At 60.3% G+C, this 15489-nt stretch carries 17 protein-coding genes; 16 read left to right on the plus strand and 1 reads right to left on the minus strand.

Features of this window, described 5'->3' with window-relative positions:
• Positions 1-5: 5 nt before the first annotated feature.
• The 9 genes from ACP7DW_RS13530 to ACP7DW_RS13570 all read left to right on the plus strand — a co-directional run bounded on the left by ACP7DW_RS13530 (position 6) and on the right by ACP7DW_RS13570 (position 9687).
• Positions 6-689, plus strand: a complete 684-nt coding sequence (locus ACP7DW_RS13530; RefSeq protein ID WP_298401763.1) for a phosphoribosylanthranilate isomerase — start codon at positions 6-8, stop codon at positions 687-689.
• Positions 682-1932, plus strand: a complete 1251-nt coding sequence (trpB, locus tag ACP7DW_RS13535) for a tryptophan synthase subunit beta (RefSeq protein ID WP_133989951.1) — start codon at positions 682-684, stop codon at positions 1930-1932. Before ACP7DW_RS13530 ends, trpB begins: the two co-directional genes overlap by 8 nt.
• Positions 1933-2020: 88 nt before the next feature.
• The gene (trpA, locus tag ACP7DW_RS13540; RefSeq protein ID WP_289945065.1) at positions 2021-2818 is read left to right on the plus strand and encodes a tryptophan synthase subunit alpha; all 798 of its coding nucleotides are present in this window, start codon (positions 2021-2023) and stop codon (positions 2816-2818) included.
• Between the two features lie 197 nt (positions 2819-3015).
• Positions 3016-3888, plus strand: coding sequence for an acetyl-CoA carboxylase, carboxyltransferase subunit beta (accD, locus tag ACP7DW_RS13545; RefSeq protein ID WP_010400390.1), 873 nt, complete (start codon positions 3016-3018; stop codon positions 3886-3888).
• 108 nt (positions 3889-3996) lie between these two features.
• Entirely contained in the window at positions 3997-5295 is a 1299-nt protein-coding gene (folC, locus tag ACP7DW_RS13550) for a bifunctional tetrahydrofolate synthase/dihydrofolate synthase (RefSeq protein WP_426055522.1), read from the plus strand.
• A 24-nt stretch (positions 5296-5319) separates the two neighbouring features.
• Positions 5320-6330 carry an SPOR domain-containing protein gene (locus ACP7DW_RS13555; RefSeq protein WP_426055521.1) on the plus strand — a complete coding sequence of 337 codons (1011 nt, stop codon included), beginning with the start codon at positions 5320-5322 and terminating at the stop codon, positions 6328-6330.
• A gap of 20 nt (positions 6331-6350) precedes the next feature.
• Entirely contained in the window at positions 6351-6839 is a 489-nt protein-coding gene (locus tag ACP7DW_RS13560) for a CvpA family protein (protein ID WP_071076104.1), read from the plus strand.
• A 39-nt stretch (positions 6840-6878) separates the two neighbouring features.
• Positions 6879-8402, plus strand: a complete 1524-nt coding sequence (gene purF, locus ACP7DW_RS13565; RefSeq protein WP_071076105.1) for an amidophosphoribosyltransferase — start codon at positions 6879-6881, stop codon at positions 8400-8402.
• A 43-nt stretch (positions 8403-8445) separates the two neighbouring features.
• Positions 8446-9687: a cystathionine gamma-synthase family protein gene (locus tag ACP7DW_RS13570; RefSeq protein WP_426055520.1), complete on the plus strand. Its 1242-nt coding sequence runs from the start codon at positions 8446-8448 to the stop codon at positions 9685-9687.
• A 70-nt stretch (positions 9688-9757) separates the two neighbouring features.
• On the opposite strand, the gene lexA is transcribed toward ACP7DW_RS13570, so the two are convergent.
• Entirely contained in the window at positions 9758-10393 is a 636-nt protein-coding gene (lexA, locus tag ACP7DW_RS13575) for a transcriptional repressor LexA (protein WP_035821024.1), read from the minus strand.
• Between the two features lie 276 nt (positions 10394-10669).
• Here lexA and rpsF point away from each other — a divergent pair, with 276 nt between their 5' ends.
• From rpsF to ACP7DW_RS13610, 7 genes are all read left to right on the plus strand, one after another.
• On the plus strand, positions 10670-11059 hold the full coding sequence (rpsF, locus tag ACP7DW_RS13580) for a 30S ribosomal protein S6 (RefSeq protein ID WP_034750499.1): 390 nt from the start codon (positions 10670-10672) through the stop codon (positions 11057-11059).
• Between the two features lie 20 nt (positions 11060-11079).
• Positions 11080-11379: a primosomal replication protein N gene (priB, locus tag ACP7DW_RS13585; protein ID WP_034783455.1), complete on the plus strand. Its 300-nt coding sequence runs from the start codon at positions 11080-11082 to the stop codon at positions 11377-11379.
• A 25-nt stretch (positions 11380-11404) separates the two neighbouring features.
• A complete protein-coding gene (gene rpsR / locus ACP7DW_RS13590; RefSeq protein ID WP_010400024.1) occupies positions 11405-11695 on the plus strand; it encodes a 30S ribosomal protein S18 in 291 nt (96 codons plus the stop codon).
• 27 nt (positions 11696-11722) lie between these two features.
• Entirely contained in the window at positions 11723-12178 is a 456-nt protein-coding gene (rplI, locus tag ACP7DW_RS13595; protein ID WP_034783456.1) for a 50S ribosomal protein L9, read from the plus strand.
• 135 nt (positions 12179-12313) lie between these two features.
• Positions 12314-13699: a replicative DNA helicase gene (locus ACP7DW_RS13600; protein ID WP_071076107.1), complete on the plus strand. Its 1386-nt coding sequence runs from the start codon at positions 12314-12316 to the stop codon at positions 13697-13699.
• A gap of 93 nt (positions 13700-13792) precedes the next feature.
• Entirely contained in the window at positions 13793-14419 is a 627-nt protein-coding gene (locus ACP7DW_RS13605) for a DUF47 domain-containing protein (RefSeq protein ID WP_010400015.1), read from the plus strand.
• Between the two features lie 41 nt (positions 14420-14460).
• The gene (locus tag ACP7DW_RS13610) at positions 14461-15471 is read left to right on the plus strand and encodes an inorganic phosphate transporter (protein ID WP_298401638.1); all 1011 of its coding nucleotides are present in this window, start codon (positions 14461-14463) and stop codon (positions 15469-15471) included.
• Positions 15472-15489 lie beyond the last annotated feature (18 nt).

The following is a 15489-nucleotide window of genomic DNA, read 5'->3' on the forward strand; positions in this document are numbered from 1 at the left end:
ATAGCATGCCACGCACACGCATCAAGATCTGCGGCCTGACCCGTGTCGAAGACATTGCCGCTGTCGTGGCGGCGGGCGCCGACGCCATCGGCTTCGTGTTTTATCCGAAAAGCCCCCGCTATGTGACGCCCGAGCAGGCGGCGGCGCTGATCGCCGCCATGCCGCCTTACGTGACGACGGTGGGCCTGTTCGTCAACGCCAGCGTGGAAGACGTGCGGGCCACCAGGGCCGTGGCGCCTCTATCGCTGCTGCAATTTCATGGCGACGAGACGCCGCAACACAGCGCCGCGCTCGCTTGGGCCGTCAATACGCCGTTTACGCAAGTGTTCCGCGTCAAACCTGACACCTCCCGTGAAGATTTGCTAGAATACGAACAGCGCTATCGCGCCGCCAGTCCCCTGTTTGCCAGCCTGTTGCTGGATACCTATGTGGATGCGTATGGCGGTGCAGGAAAGGTATTCGATTGGTCCCTCATTCCAGAAGAACTCGCGCCTCGGGTCGTTTTAAGTGGTGGCTTGAGCGTACAAAACGCGACTGACGCAGTGGTGCGCGTGCGCCCTTACGCCGTCGACATCAGCAGTGGTGTCGAAGCGTCCAAGGGCATCAAGGACGCGTCCCGTGTCCGCGCGTTTATCGCCGCGGTGCAGGATGCCGATGCCATCATTGCCAGAGGAAACCACCATGAATGACCACACCACAGCGCCCGGCGCCGCCGCCGCATTGTTCCACGCCACCGATTACCCATTCCCAGACCTGCGCGGCCACTTCGGCCCGTATGGCGGCGCGTTTGTTGCCGAAACCCTCACGCATGCGCTGGCCGAGCTGAAAGACGCCTATGCCCGCTACAGCGCGGATCCGGAATTCCTCGAAGAATTCCGCTATGAGCTCAAGCACTTCGTCGGCCGTCCATCGCCCATCTACCACGCCAAGCGCTGGTCCGAGATGGCGGGCGGCGCGCAAATCTATTTCAAGCGCGAAGACTTGAACCACACGGGCGCGCACAAGATCAACAACGTGATCGGCCAGGCTCTGCTGGCCAAGCGCATGGGCAAGCCGCGCATCATCGCCGAGACGGGCGCGGGCCAGCACGGCGTGGCCACGGCCACCATCTGCGCCCGCTTCGGCCTCGAATGCGTGGTCTACATGGGGAGCGAAGACGTCAAGCGCCAGGCGCAGAACGTGTACCGCATGAAATTGCTGGGCGCCACCGTCGTACCGGTCGAATCGGGCTCGAAGACCCTCAAGGATGCGCTGAACGAAGCCATGCGCGACTGGGTCACCAACATCGAAAACACCTTTTATATCATCGGCACCGTGGCCGGCCCCCATCCTTACCCGATGATGGTGCGCGACTTCCAGTCCGTGATCGGCGAGGAATGCCTGGTGCAGATGCCGGAAATGACGGGCCGCCAGCCCGACTATGTGGTCGCCTGCATCGGCGGCGGCTCGAACGCCATGGGCATCTTTTACCCGTACATCGACCAGAAGGATGTGAAACTGATCGGCGTGGAAGCGGCTGGCGAAGGATTGAATACGGGCAAGCACTCGGCCTCGCTGGCGGCCGGTTTCCCGGGCGTGCTGCATGGCAACCGCACCTATCTGCTGCAGGATGAAAACGGTCAGATCATCGAGACGCATTCCGTCTCGGCCGGCCTCGATTATCCCGGCGTGGGTCCGGAACATGCGTGGTTGAAAGACTTGGGCCGCGCGCAATACGTGTCCATCACGGATGACGAGGCGCTGCAGGCCTTCCACGACTGCTGCCATATCGAAGGCATCATTCCCGCCCTGGAATCGTCGCACGCGCTGGCCTACGCGGCCAAGCTGGCGGCCACCTTGCCGAAGGATCAAATCGTGCTGGCCAACCTGTCGGGCCGTGGCGACAAGGACATGCATACCGTGGCGGAGCGCATGGGATTGAATTTCAGTTAAATAACTGTCAATTTTCAATAACGCGTAGGTCGGCTTAGCGCGCCAGCGCGTAAGCCGACATTTCTCAGCAATTACACGAAAGCACCCCATGTCCCGTATCGCCACCACCTTTGCCAATTTAAAATCCAACAACAAGACCGGCCTGGTCACCTTCATCACCGCCGGCGACCCCGGCCCTGACGCCACCGTGCCCTTGATGCACGCGCTCGTCGAGGGCGGCGCCGACATACTGGAGCTGGGCGTGCCGTTTTCCGATCCCATGGCCGAAGGCCCCGTCATCCAGCGCGCCTGCGAGCGCGCCTTGAAATTCAACGTCGGTATCCACGATGTGTTCGGCTATGTGCGCCAGTTCCGCGTAACGAACCAGACGACGCCCGTGGTACTGATGGGCTATGCGAATCCCATCGAGCGCATCGGCAGCGCCGCCTTCATTGCGGCAGCGCAAGCGGCCGGCGCCGATGGCGCCATCGTCGTCGACTATCCGCCGGAAGAGTGCGAGGAGTTTGGTGCCGCCATGCGCGAAGCCGGCCTCGACCTGATCTTCCTGCTGGCGCCCACCTCGACCGAAGAGCGCATCGCGCAAGTGGCCAAGGTTGGCGGCGGCTTCAGCTATTATGTGTCGCTCAAGGGCGTCACGGGTGCCGGTAACATTGATACGGAACAGGTGGCGGAACGTCTCGCGGCCATCCGCCAGCATGTAAAATTACCCATCGGCGTGGGCTTCGGCATCCGCGATGGCGCCACGGCCAAGGCCGTTGCCAAGGTGGCCGATGCCGTCGTGATCGGCAGCCGCATCATCCAGGAGATAGAAAATGCGCCGGAAGGCGGCGCGGTGGACGCCGTGCGCAGCTTTACGGCAGGCATCCGCGCCGCCCTGGATGCCTGAGCAAGCTTGCCGTTTACGCAAGATGCGTTGACGGCAAAGTTCGACAGCCCGGCGATAAACGGCTACACTTCGGCCACTGATTTGCCTGTTATTGTGCAATAGATAAAATTTTTGGTGGCACCCTGCGGGGCGTCGCCGTTGACCGTCTGCCGGGGGCGTCCACCGACGCTACCCCTACAAGGGCCCAAGGAGAAAATATGAGTTGGTTGGAAAAACTGCTGCCACCGCGCATCCAGCGTTCTGATGCCGCCGCGCGCAAGACCATGCCGGAAGGCCTGTGGGTCAAGTGCCCGTCGTGCGAAGCCGTGCTGTACCGTACGGACCTGGAATCGAATTTGCACGTGTGCCCGAAATGCGATCACCACATGCGCATCCGCGCGCGTGAACGGCTCGACAGCCTGCTCGACGCGGGCGGCCGCTATGAAATCGGCCAGGAAATCCTGCCCGTCGACACCCTGAAGTTCAAGGACAGCAAGAAATACCCGGACCGCCTGAAGTCCGCCATGGAAGCGACGGGCGAGACCGATGCGATGGTCGTCATGGGCGGCGCCATCATGAGCTTGCCAGTCGTCGTGGCGTGCTTCGAATTCGAATTCATGGGCGGCTCCATGGGCTCCGTCGTGGGCGAGCGCTTCGTGCGCGGCGCGCAGATCGCGCTGGAACAGAAAGTGCCGTTCATTTGCATCACCGCCACCGGTGGCGCGCGCATGCAGGAAGGCTTGCTGTCGCTGATGCAGATGGCGAAAACCACGGCCATGCTGACCAAGCTGTCGGAAAAGAAATTGCCCTTCATCAGCGTGCTGACCGACCCGACCATGGGCGGCGTGTCCGCCTCGTTCGCCTTCATGGGCGACGTCGTCATTGCCGAACCGAAAGCGCTGATCGGCTTTGCCGGCCCGCGCGTGATTGAAAACACCGTGCGCGAAAAATTGCCGGAAGGCTTCCAGCGCGCCGAGTTCCTCGTCACCAAGGGCGCCGTCGACATGATCGTCGACCGCCGCAAGATGCGCGAAGAAATCGCGCGTCTGCTGGCCTTGTTGCAGAACCAGGCTGTGGAAGTGCTGGCTTAATTTACCGCTGGCGTCGGGTTACGGCCTTTGGCCTAACCCGACCTACATCGTCCTGCCTCGTTATATCTCTTCTGCGCCTTGCGCATCGCATCCTTCAAGAAGTCTCCCATGCAAAACCTCCCTACGTCATTGCCAGACTGGCTCGCCATGCTGGAAACCCGTCATTCGGAAACCCAGATCAACATGGGACTGGACCGCGTGCAAGCCGTCAAGGCGCGCATGCAACTGGCGTTTACTTGCCCCGTGATCATGGTGGCGGGCACGAATGGCAAGGGGTCGACCTGTGCCATGCTGGAATCGGTGCTGTTGCGTGCCGGCTACAAAGTGGGGCTGTACATCAAGCCGCACTTTCTCGACTTTAACGAGCGCGCGCGCGTGCTGGGCGAGATGGCCAGCGACGAACAGCTCGTTGCCAGCTTCAATGCCGTCGAAGCCGTGCGCGGTGACACGCCGCTGACGTATTTCGAATTCACCACCCTGGCCATCCTGCATCTGCTGTCGCAAGCCAACTTGGACGTGGCCATCCTGGAAGTGGGCCTGGGCGGGCGCCTCGATGCCGTCAATGTGATCGACGCCGATGTGGCCATCGTCACCAGCGTCGACATCGACCATACGGATTACCTGGGCGACACGCGCGAAGCGATCGGCTTTGAAAAGGCCGGCATCTTCCGTCCAGGCAAGGCGGCCATCTGCAGCGACCCCGTGCCGCCGCAGTCGCTGATCGACCATGCGACCGCCATCGGCGCCGACCTGTGGCTGATGGGCCGTGATTTCAACTATTCGGGCGACAAGCAGCAGTGGAACTACGGCGGGCGCGAGCAGCGCCGCAATTCGCTGGCCTACCCGAGCTTGCGCGGCGCCAACCAGATCCTGAATGCGACGGCCGTGCTGGCCGCGCTGGAAGTGCTGAGGCTGAAACTGCCCGTGGGCGCGCAGGAAGTGCGCACGGGCCTCGTGACGGTGGAGTTGCCTGGCCGCTTCCAGGTCTTGCCGGGCCGCCCCAGCGTGATCCTCGACGTGGCACACAACCCCCACGCGGCCGCGGCGCTGAACCAGAACCTGGGCAACATGGGTTTTCACCCATACACCTATGCCGTGTTCGGCTCCATGCACGACAAGGATATCGATGGCGTGCTGGCCGCGATGAGCGAACATGTCGACCACTGGTGCCTGGCGGGCCTGCCGTCGCCGCGCGCGGCCACGGCTTCCGAGCTGGCGGCCAAGGTGCAGATCATGCTGGAAGATAAGCCTGACAGCAGCGAGCATACTGTGTCTATTTTCGATGATCCGGCACAAGCTTTTGCAAATGCAATGAGCCGGGCCGGTGAGAATGATAGAATTGTGGTCTTTGGTTCTTTCCTCACCGTCGCCGGCGTGATGAAGGCCCGAAAATCCTCACTTCACTGAAACGCACTCGACTGAAAATCACGCATGGGCTTGTTCTCGAAACTGTTTAAAAACAAGCAAGAATCCTCTGGCGAAGACAGCGGCTTTTATGTCCCTGGCGAAGCACAGTCGCCGACCCGCAAACGCGCCGCCAACACCTCCGGTGGCGGCGGTTCACGCCGTGGCGGGAAGGAAGCGCCGGACCCGGTCTTGCCTGAAAAAAAGCGCGCCCGCCGCCGCCTGGTCGGTGCCATCGCCCTGGCCCTGGGTGTGGCTGTCGGCTTGCCGATGCTGCTCGATTCCGAGCCGAAAGCGCCTTTCAACGATATCGCCATCGACATTCCATCGAAGGAAAAGGCCGCTGCGCCTGCACCGGCACCCGTGCCGGCCGTGCCCGCTCAGGGGGCAGCGCACAATGGCCTGGACCAGTCCGAGGAAATCATCGACGCGCCCCTGCCGCCTGCGGCCAGGCCCGCGCCGGCACCAGCAGCGGTACCGGCACCCGTGCTGGCCGCCGTCCAGCCTGCGCCTGCCAAGCCGGCCTATGTGGAAGCGAAACCCGAGCCCAAGCCTGAACCCAAGCCGGTCAAGGTGGAGCCGAAGCCTGAGCCGAAACACGAAGCCAAGCCGGAACCGAAGCACGAGGTCAAGCTGGAATCGAAGCCGGAACCCAAGCATGAGGTAAAACCGGAAGCCAAGCCTGAACCGAAGCCTGCCAAGCCGGCGCAATCGGCCGACGATGCCGCGCGCGCCATGGCGATTCTGGAAGGCAAGCCACTCGACAAGCCGCAAGAGAAAGCACAAGACAAGGCGCACGATGCCGGCAGCGGCAAGTTCGTGGTGCAGGTGGCGGCCCTGGCGACGCAGGACAAGGTCGATGAATTGCAGGACAAGCTGCGCGAAGCGGGCATCAAGTCCTATACGCAGAAAGTCTCCAGCCCGGCAGGCGAGCGCATCCGCGTGCGCGTGGGCCCGTTCGGCAGCCGCGAGGACGCCGAAAAGACCCGCGCCAAGCTGCAGAAGCTGGGCCTGGGCGGTTCGCTGGTGCCGGCGTGATGTTGCAAGGCTGAACGCGCGTGACGATCTTCGATTACCTGGTGCTGTTCGTGCTGGTGACGTCCGTGCTGATCAGCATGATGCGTGGCCTGGTCAAGGAAATACTGTCATTGGTCAGCTGGATCGTGGCGTTCGTCATTGCCAACGCGTATGGCGCCACCCTGGCGAAATTCCTGCCCGAAGCCGTGCCGGGCGAAGCCGTCCGCCTGTTGCTGGCCTTCGTGGTGCTGTTCATCGGCGTGCGCATTTTGATGGGATTGCTCTCCATGACGGTCGACGCGCTGGTCAAGGTGACGGGCCTGAGCCTGGCCGACCGCACCCTGGGCAGCCTGTTCGGCGTGGCGCGGGGCCTTGTGATCGTGCTGACCGCCGTCATCTTGTGCGGCATGACGTCCATACCGCAGCAGTCATTCTGGAAAAACGCGTTGCTCAGCCCGTTCGCGGAGCAGGGCGCGCGCGCCATCAAGCCTTATCTGCCAGCCGCTTACGCGCAGCATGTGAAATTTTGAATTTTTTTTAAAATCAGTAGCACAGTTTAGGAGCACACCATGTGTGGCATCGTCGGCGTCGTTTCCCATCAACCTGTCAATCAATTGCTCTATGATGCATTGTTGCTCTTGCAACATCGCGGTCAGGACGCGGCAGGGATTGCGACCAATCACAGCAGTATGTTTTCCATGCACAAAGCCAATGGCCTCGTGCGTGACGTCTTCCGTACGCGCAACATGCGTTCGCTGCAAGGCACGACGGGCATCGGCCATTGCCGCTACCCGACGGCCGGTTCGTCGAGCGAAGAGGAAGCACAACCGTTTTATGTGAATGCGCCGTTCGGCATCACCCTGGCGCACAATGGCAACCTGACTAACTGGGAACAGTTGAAACAGGAAATGTTCAAGAACGACCGCCGCCACATCAATACCGATTCCGATTCGGAAGTGCTGCTCAACGTGCTGGCGCATGAAATCCAGGAAGCGACAACGGGCCTGAACCTGGACCCGGAAGCCATCTTCAAGGCCATCACCGTGCTGAACCGCCGCGTCAAGGGCGGCTACGCCGCCGTGGCGCAAATCGCCGGCGTGGGCTTGCTGGCCTTCCGCGACCCGCACGGCATCCGTCCGCTGTGCCTGGGCATCAATGAAACGGAGCAAGGCCCCGAATACCTGATCGCCTCCGAATCCGTGGCCCTGGAAGGCATGGGCTTCCGCTTCGTGCGCGACATCGGTCCCGGCGAAGCCGTCTTCATCGATGCCGACAAGAAATTGCACAGCGCTCAGTGCGCCGACAATGCCAGCCTGAATCCGTGCGTCTTCGAATTCGTCTACCTGGCCCGTCCCGACTCCGTCATCGACGGCGCCTCGGTGTACGCCACGCGCCTGAAAATGGGTGAATACCTGGCTGAAAAGATCCGTGCCGAATTGCCGGACGTGCATATCGACGTGGTCATGCCGATTCCCGATTCCTCTCGTCCGGCCGCCATTCAGCTGGCACTGGCGCTGAACCTGGAATACCGCGAAGGCTTCATCAAGAACCGCTACATCGGCCGTACCTTCATCATGCCGGGCCAGGCGGCGCGCAAGAAATCCGTGCGCCAGAAGCTCAACGCGATCCCGTCCGAATTCAAGGATAAAGTCGTGTTGCTGGTCGACGACTCCATCGTGCGCGGCACCACCAGCCGTGAAATCGTGCAGATGGCACGCGAAGCGGGCGCGACGAAAGTCATCTTCGCCTCGGCCGCGCCACCGGTGATTTACCCGAACGTGTACGGCATCGATATGCCGACGCGCGATGAGCTGATCGCCTATGGCCGCACGACGGAAGAAGTGTGCCGCGAAATCACGGCCGATTACCTGGTGTACCAGGATATCGGCGCGTTGAAGCAGGCGATTGCCGACGTCAATCCGGCACTGACGAACTTCGAGGCTTCGTGCTTCGATGGCGTGTACGTGACGGGCGACGTGTCGCAGGAGTATCTGGACCGCCTGGAATATGCGCGCCACCATCCGAAGGCGGCAGCGCCGGAAGATACGCCGCGTTCCCAGCTGAACCTGAACCTGGCAACGACAGAAGCATAAGTAACTTGCCCGGCCGATGCCGGGCTTTTTTTTCTCCGCGATCATGAACGATAAAAAAAACTACGGCTTTACCACCACCATCCTGCATAACGACCGCCGCAAGGGGATCGAGCACGGCTCGCTGCACAAGCCTGTGCACACCTCCGTCGCCTTCGGCTACAGCGACGCGCGCCAGCTCGCTTCCGTGTTCCAGGGCAAGGAGCCCGGTTTCCGCTACGGCCGCCAGGGCAACCCGACCGTGTCCGCGCTGGAAGACAAGGTCAACAAGATGGAAGATGGTGTGGCCACCTTGTGTTTCGCGACCGGCATGGGCGCCATCGGCGCCGTGGTGCAGTCGCTGCTGCGCGCGGGCGACCATGTGGTGTCGTCGGCCTTTTTGTTTGGCAATACCAACAGCCTGTGGCAAACGGTGACGGGGCAGGGCATCGCCGTGTCGTTTGTCGACGCCACCGAGGTGGCCAACGTGGCGGCCGCCATCACGCCGCAAACGCGGATTGTGTTCGTGGAAACCATCGCCAATCCACGCACGCAGATCGCCGACCTGGCAAAGATCGGCGCCTTGTGCAAGGAACGCGGCATTTTGTACATCGTCGACAACACCATGACGACGCCTTACCTGTTCCGCCCGAAAGCGGTGGGCGCGGGCCTGGTGGTCAATGCGCTGACGAAATCGATCGGCGGCCACGGCAATGCGCTGGGCGGCAGCTTGACGGACACGGGCGTGTTCGACTGGACGCAGTACCCGAACATTTTTGAGAATTATAAAAAGGCGGCGCCAGCGCAGTGGGGCATCGCGCAAATCCGCGCCAAGGCCTTGCGCGATTTCGGCGCATCGCTGGGCCCGGAAGCGGCGCACCATATCGCCGTCGGCGCGGAAACCATGGCCTTGCGCATGGACCGCACCTGCTCGAACGCCCTGGCGCTGGCCAGCATGCTGGCCGCCGACCCGCGCGTGGCGGCCGTGCATTACCCGGGCTTGGCGTCGCACCCGCAGCACGCGCTGGCGACGGACTTGTTCCGCAGCTATGGCTCGCTGTTCAGCTTTGAATTAAACGATGGCATCGATTGCTTCGATTTCCTCAATCGCCTCAATCTGGCTATTCCAGCGAGCAACCTCGGTGACACGCGCACCCTGGTCATCCCCGTCGCCCACACGATCTTTTATGAGATGGGTGCCGAGCGCCGGGCCAGCATGGGCATTGCCGAATCGCTGATCCGTGTGTCGGTGGGTATCGAGGACGAGGCCGATCTGCTCGAGGATTTCAGCAACGCATTGGACGCATAAGCGGCCGCGCGCCATGTGAAAAGGGCCGCGACAGTCGTGCTGTCGCGGCCCTTTCTTTCAGCGCAGTGATTTAATGCCAGCTGCGCATCAAGCCGACCGCCAGCCCTTCCAGGGCGAACTCATCTTCCGGCGACACGGTAATCACCTTGAAGTCGGGGTTTTCCGGCAGCAGTTCGATGACGGAACCTGTTTTTTTGTAGCGCTTGACGGTGACTTCGTCGCCGATGCGGGCCACGACGATCTGGCCGTTCTTGGCGCTGTCGACCTTCTTGACGGCCAACAAGTCGCCATCCATGATGCCGGCGTCGCGCATGGACCAGCCGCGCACCTTCAGCAGGAAGTCGGGCTTGGCCGAAAACAGGGCCGGGTCCACGTTGTAGCTCGCTTCCAGGTTTTCCTGTGCCAGGATGGGCGAGCCTGCGGCCACCCGGCCGATCAGGGGCAGCGACATCAGCAGCGCTGCCGGCACCTTCGATGGCGCTGCTTCGGCGGCCGCACCGATCAGGCGGATGCCGCGCGAGGTGCCGGGCGAAATCTCGATCGCGCCCTTGCGGGCCAGGGCCTGCAAATGCTCTTCGGCCGCATTGGCCGATTTGAAACCCAGTTCATTGGCGATTTCGGCACGGGTGGGAGGAAAACCCGTGTTTTCAATCGCGTCCTTGATCAGGTTCAGGATTTGTTCTTGTCGTGCTGTCAGCTTGATCATGAGCGGTGGGTGCATACTAAAATGCTGTCTATATGAACAGTCTGTATTTTTGTACAGTATCGCCCACTATGCAAGGGGATTTCGGTGATTTGCGCGAATTTCGTGCGAAATACTGGAATGGGCAGGAAAAAACGCCTGGCCTGCCCCGTGCGCGGGCCGCTTGTTGAAGGAATGATTGAAACGTTTGCAAAAGGCGGTTATAATCTTCGGCTGACCTTCCCACACCCGTCTTGACGCCGGGGTGGGCGATTATCAATCCGACCTGAAGGAGTTTGCATGCGTCATTATGAAATAGTCTTTATCGTCCATCCGGACCAAAGCGAGCAAGTGCCCGCGATGATCGAACGCTACAAAGCCAGCGTAACCACCCGCGGCGGTTCGGTTCACCGCGTGGAAGATTGGGGCCGCCGTCAAATGGCTTACTCGATCCAAAAGCTGCCTAAAGCACACTACATCTGCCTGAACATCGAATGCGACAACGAGACCCTGGTCGAGTTGGAAACAGCATTCAAATTCAATGATGCCGTGTTGCGTCACCTGACCGTTAAAATGAAGAAAGCTGAAACAGCTCCTTCGCCGATGATGAAATCGGTACAACGCGAAGACGCGGCCAAAAGCCACCGCACCGAAGCACCAGCAGCCGCTCCTGCCGCAGCAGCAGCTTAATTCTTGACCAGGATCGTGCGCTGAACCAGCTACAAGTAACCGCCATCATTGCCGAGCGCGAAATATTGCGCTACACCCCGGCAGGGTTGCCGATTGTGAATGCAGTATTGCAACACAGTTCGCAGCAGATGGAAGCAGGAATTGCCCGTTTGACCGAGTTTGATGTTGCCGCGCTAGCCGCTGGCGAAATTTCAGGCAGGTTCAGCCAGGCAAGCTTGGGCGGGGTATATCAGTTCACGGGTTTCCTGGCCAGGAAGAGCCGCAACAGCAAGAGTTTGGTGTTTCACATCATTGATTTTAGTGCAGTCAATTCTGACTAGCGCATTTTAGATACAGGAGCCTGACATGGCATTCGGTAAAAAGTTCGACAAAAATAAGCTCAAGCTTAAAGAAAAACGCAAACAGCAAAACCCGTTGTTCAAACGCAAGAAGTTCTGCCGCTTCACCGCAGCTCACGTTGAGCAAGTCGACTACAAAGACGTCGACACGCTGAAAGACTTCGTCCAAGAAAACGGCAAGATCATGCCAGCACGCCTGACCGGTACCAAAGCGCACTACCAGCGCCAAGTCGACACCGCAATCAAGCGCGCTCGCTTCCTCGCGCTGCTGCCATACACCGATCTGCACCACGCTTAATCGGTCAGATATTCCTGGAGAAGAACTATGCAAATCATTCTGTTAGAAAAAGTTGTTAATGTCGGTAACCTCGGCGAAGTCGTCAAAGTCAAAGACGGTTACGCACGTAACTTCCTGATCCCGCAACGCCTGGCACGTCGTGCCACGGCAACCGCTGTGGCTGAATTCGAAGTCAAGCGCGCCGAACTGGAAAAAGCTGCTGCCGCCAAACTGGCCGCATCGCAAGCCCAGGGCGAAAAACTGAGCGGCCTGACCGTTCAAGTTGCTCAAAAAGCTGGTGTTGATGGCCGTCTGTTCGGTTCCGTCACCAACTTCGACATCGCTGAAGCGCTGACCAAGCAAGGTTTTGCTGTTGAAAAAGCACAAATCCGCATGCCTACCGGCCCGCTGAAGATCGTTGGCGAACACAACGTTTCGGTTGCTCTGCACACCGACGTGGTCGTGGAAGTTGTTATCGCTGTCGTACCAGACGCGAACGCGTAATTGTCTGCGGGCCTGGCCCGCAAGCATTGCCGCACGATGAAAAGCCGGGTTCGCCCGGCTTTTTTGTGGCCTTTTTTTCGCTCAATTTCAGCCCTTTATTTTTGCCAGCACGCCGAAGCGGGTATAATTCGCGCCATGAACGCCCCCTCTGATCCGCAACTGGATTCCCTCCGTATTCCGCCGCATTCGATCGAAGCAGAACAATCCGTTATCGGTGGTCTGTTGCGCGACAATGCAGCATATGACCGCATCGCCGACTTCATGCATGCGGAGGATTTCTATCGCTATGACCATCGCATCATCTTCGAGCAAATCGTCAAGATGATTAACGGCTCCAGGCCGGCCGATGTCATTACTGTTTTTGAAACCCTGACCCAGCTCGGCAAGGCCGATGATGTGGGCGGACTCGCTTACCTGAACGCCATGGCGCAAAACACGCCATCGGCCGCGAACATCCGGCGTTATGCCGAGATCGTGCGCGACCGCGGCGTGCTGCGCAAACTCATCACCGTCGCCGACGATATCTCCGGCACGGCCTTCAGCCCGCAAGGCAAGGAAGTCAAGCAGATGCTTGACGAGGCCGAATCGAAGATTTTCGCCATCGCCGAAGAAGGCGCGCGCGGCGCCCAGGGCTGGACCGCCATCCAGCCCCTGCTGACGCAGGTGGTCGAACGCATCGACGAGCTGTACAGCCGCGACAACCAGAGTGAAATCACGGGCGTGCCCACCGGTTTCATCGACCTCGACCGCATGACCTCCGGTCTGCAGCCGGGCGATCTGGTGATCGTGGCGGGCCGTCCTTCGATGGGCAAGACGGCGTTTTCCGTCAACATCGGCGAAAACGTGGCCATCGACAGCGGCTTGCCCGTGGCCGTGTTTTCGATGGAGATGGGCGGCGCCCAGCTGGCCATGCGTATGCTCGGTTCCGTCGGCCAGCTCGACCAGCACCGTCTGCGCACGGGCCGTCTGAACGACGAAGACTGGCCACGCCTGACGAATGCGATTCAAAAGATGAACGACGCCCAGTTGTACATCGATGAAACGCCGGCCTTGAATTCGATCGAATTGCGCGCCCGCTCGCGCCGTTTGTCGCGTCAATGCGGCAAGCTCGGCCTGATCATCGTCGATTACTTGCAGCTGATGTCGGCCAATAGCCCGGGCGATAACCGCGCCACGGAGATTTCCGAGATTTCACGGGGCTTGAAAGGCCTGGCGAAAGAACTCGGTTGCCCCGTGATCGCGTTGTCGCAGCTGAACCGCTCGCTGGAACAGCGGCCGAACAAGCGTCCCGTGATGTCGGACTTGCGCGAATCGGGCGCTATTGAACAGGATGCCGACGTGATCCTGTTCATTTACCGTGACGAGGTGTATAACCCCGACTCGCCGGACAAGGGAACGGCCGAAATCATCATCGGTAAACAACGTAACGGTCCGATCGGCAGCATCCGCCTCACCTTCATGGGGCAGTACACCAAATTTGGCAATTACAGTGGTGGCCTGGCGCTTTACCAAGGCGACTAAGACTCAGCAGCACTGATATTCCATTGGCCGCCCCCTCATACGGGGCGGCTTTCTGTAGTAAATAACACGACTCAATGCTTAACGGAGAATGACATGTTTGGACGCTTGATGCCCACTGAGGGCAAGTTTTTTGAATTGTTTAACCAGCACGCGGAACTGTGCGTCAAGGGCGCTAAAGAAATGCTCGGCCTGATGACCAATTTCGATGACCTGGAAAACCGCGTGCATGCGATCGAAAGCATCGAGAAACAGGCGGACAAAGTCACCTACGCCACCGTGGAAATGCTGCACAAGACCTTCATCACGCCGATCGACCGCGACGACATCCATCAGCTGATCACGCGCCAGGACGACATCCTCGACCTGCTGGAAGATGCGGCGCAAACCGTCTCGCTGTACGACCTGAAAGCCGTCACGCCGGAAGCCAAGCGCCTGGCCGAACTGGTGCTGGCCTGTACCGAAAAAGTGCGCGACGCCGTCGCCATGCTGCACAACATGGACAACTCGCGCAAGATCGTCGCCATCTGCGAAGAGATCGACCGCCTGGAATCGGACGCCGACCACGTGATGCGCGCCGCCATGTCCAAACTGTTCCGCGACGAACCGGACGTGCGCAACCTGATCAAGCTGAAAGCGATCTACGAAATTCTGGAAACCGTGACCGACCGTTGCGAAGATGTGTCCAATATTATCGAAGGCATCATCGTCGAGAACGCGTAAGCGTTGGGCTGTCCTGAACCAGAATCAGAAAAGAAACTACAATGACCATACAAATCAGCATCTACGTGCTAGGCATGTTGATCGTCCTCGCGCTGCTGTTTGACTTCATGAACGGCTTCCACGATGCCGCCAACGCGATCGCCACGGTGGTCTCGACGGGCGTATTGAAACCGCAGACCGCGGTTGCCATGGCCGCCACCTTCAACTTCGTCGCCATCTTCGTGTTCCACCAGCTGACCGTGGCCGCCACGGTGGGAAAAGGAACCATTGACCCGACGGTGATCGACCAGTACGTGATCTTCGGCGCGCTGATGGGCGCCATCTTCTGGAATCTGTTTACCTGGTACTACGGCATTCCATCGTCGTCCTCGCACGCCCTGATCGGCGGCCTGGTGGGCGCCGCCGTCGCCAAGTCCGGCACGGGCGCGCTGGTCGCGGCCGGCCTGTGGAAAACCGTCGCCTTCATCGTCATCGCACCCGTGCTGGGCTTTGTATTCGGCTCGATCATGATGCTGATGGTGTCGTGGATCTTCGTGCGCTCGACGCCGCGCAAGGTCGATAAATGGTTCCGCCGGCTGCAACTGGCATCGGCGGCCGCCTACAGCCTGGGTCACGGCGGCAATGATGCGCAAAAGACCATCGGTATCATCTGGATGCTCTTGATCGCCGCCGGCTACTCGAACGCGGCCGACGCCATGCCACCGCTGTGGGTCATCATCTCGTGCTACACGGCCATCAGCTTCGGTACGCTGTTCGGCGGCTGGCGCATCGTCAAGACCATGGGCCAGAAGATCACCAAGTTGAAACCCGTCGGCGGCTTCTGCGCCGAAACGGGCGGTGCCATCACCCTGTTCGTCTCGACGGCGCTGGGCATTCCCGTGTCGACCACGCACACCATCACGGGCGCCATCGTCGGCGTCGGTTCGGCACAAAAGATGTCGGCCGTGCGCTGGGGTGTCGCGGGCAACATCGTCTGGGCCTGGATCTTCACGATTCCCGCTTCGGCGTTTGTCGCCGCGGTCGCCTGGTGGATTGGCCACCATATCATGTGATGACGTACCGTCACGATT

It is taken from the genome of Janthinobacterium sp. PSRC1-1, assembly GCF_049897525.1.
GTDB lineage: Bacteria > Pseudomonadota > Gammaproteobacteria > Burkholderiales > Burkholderiaceae_D > Janthinobacterium > Janthinobacterium tructae.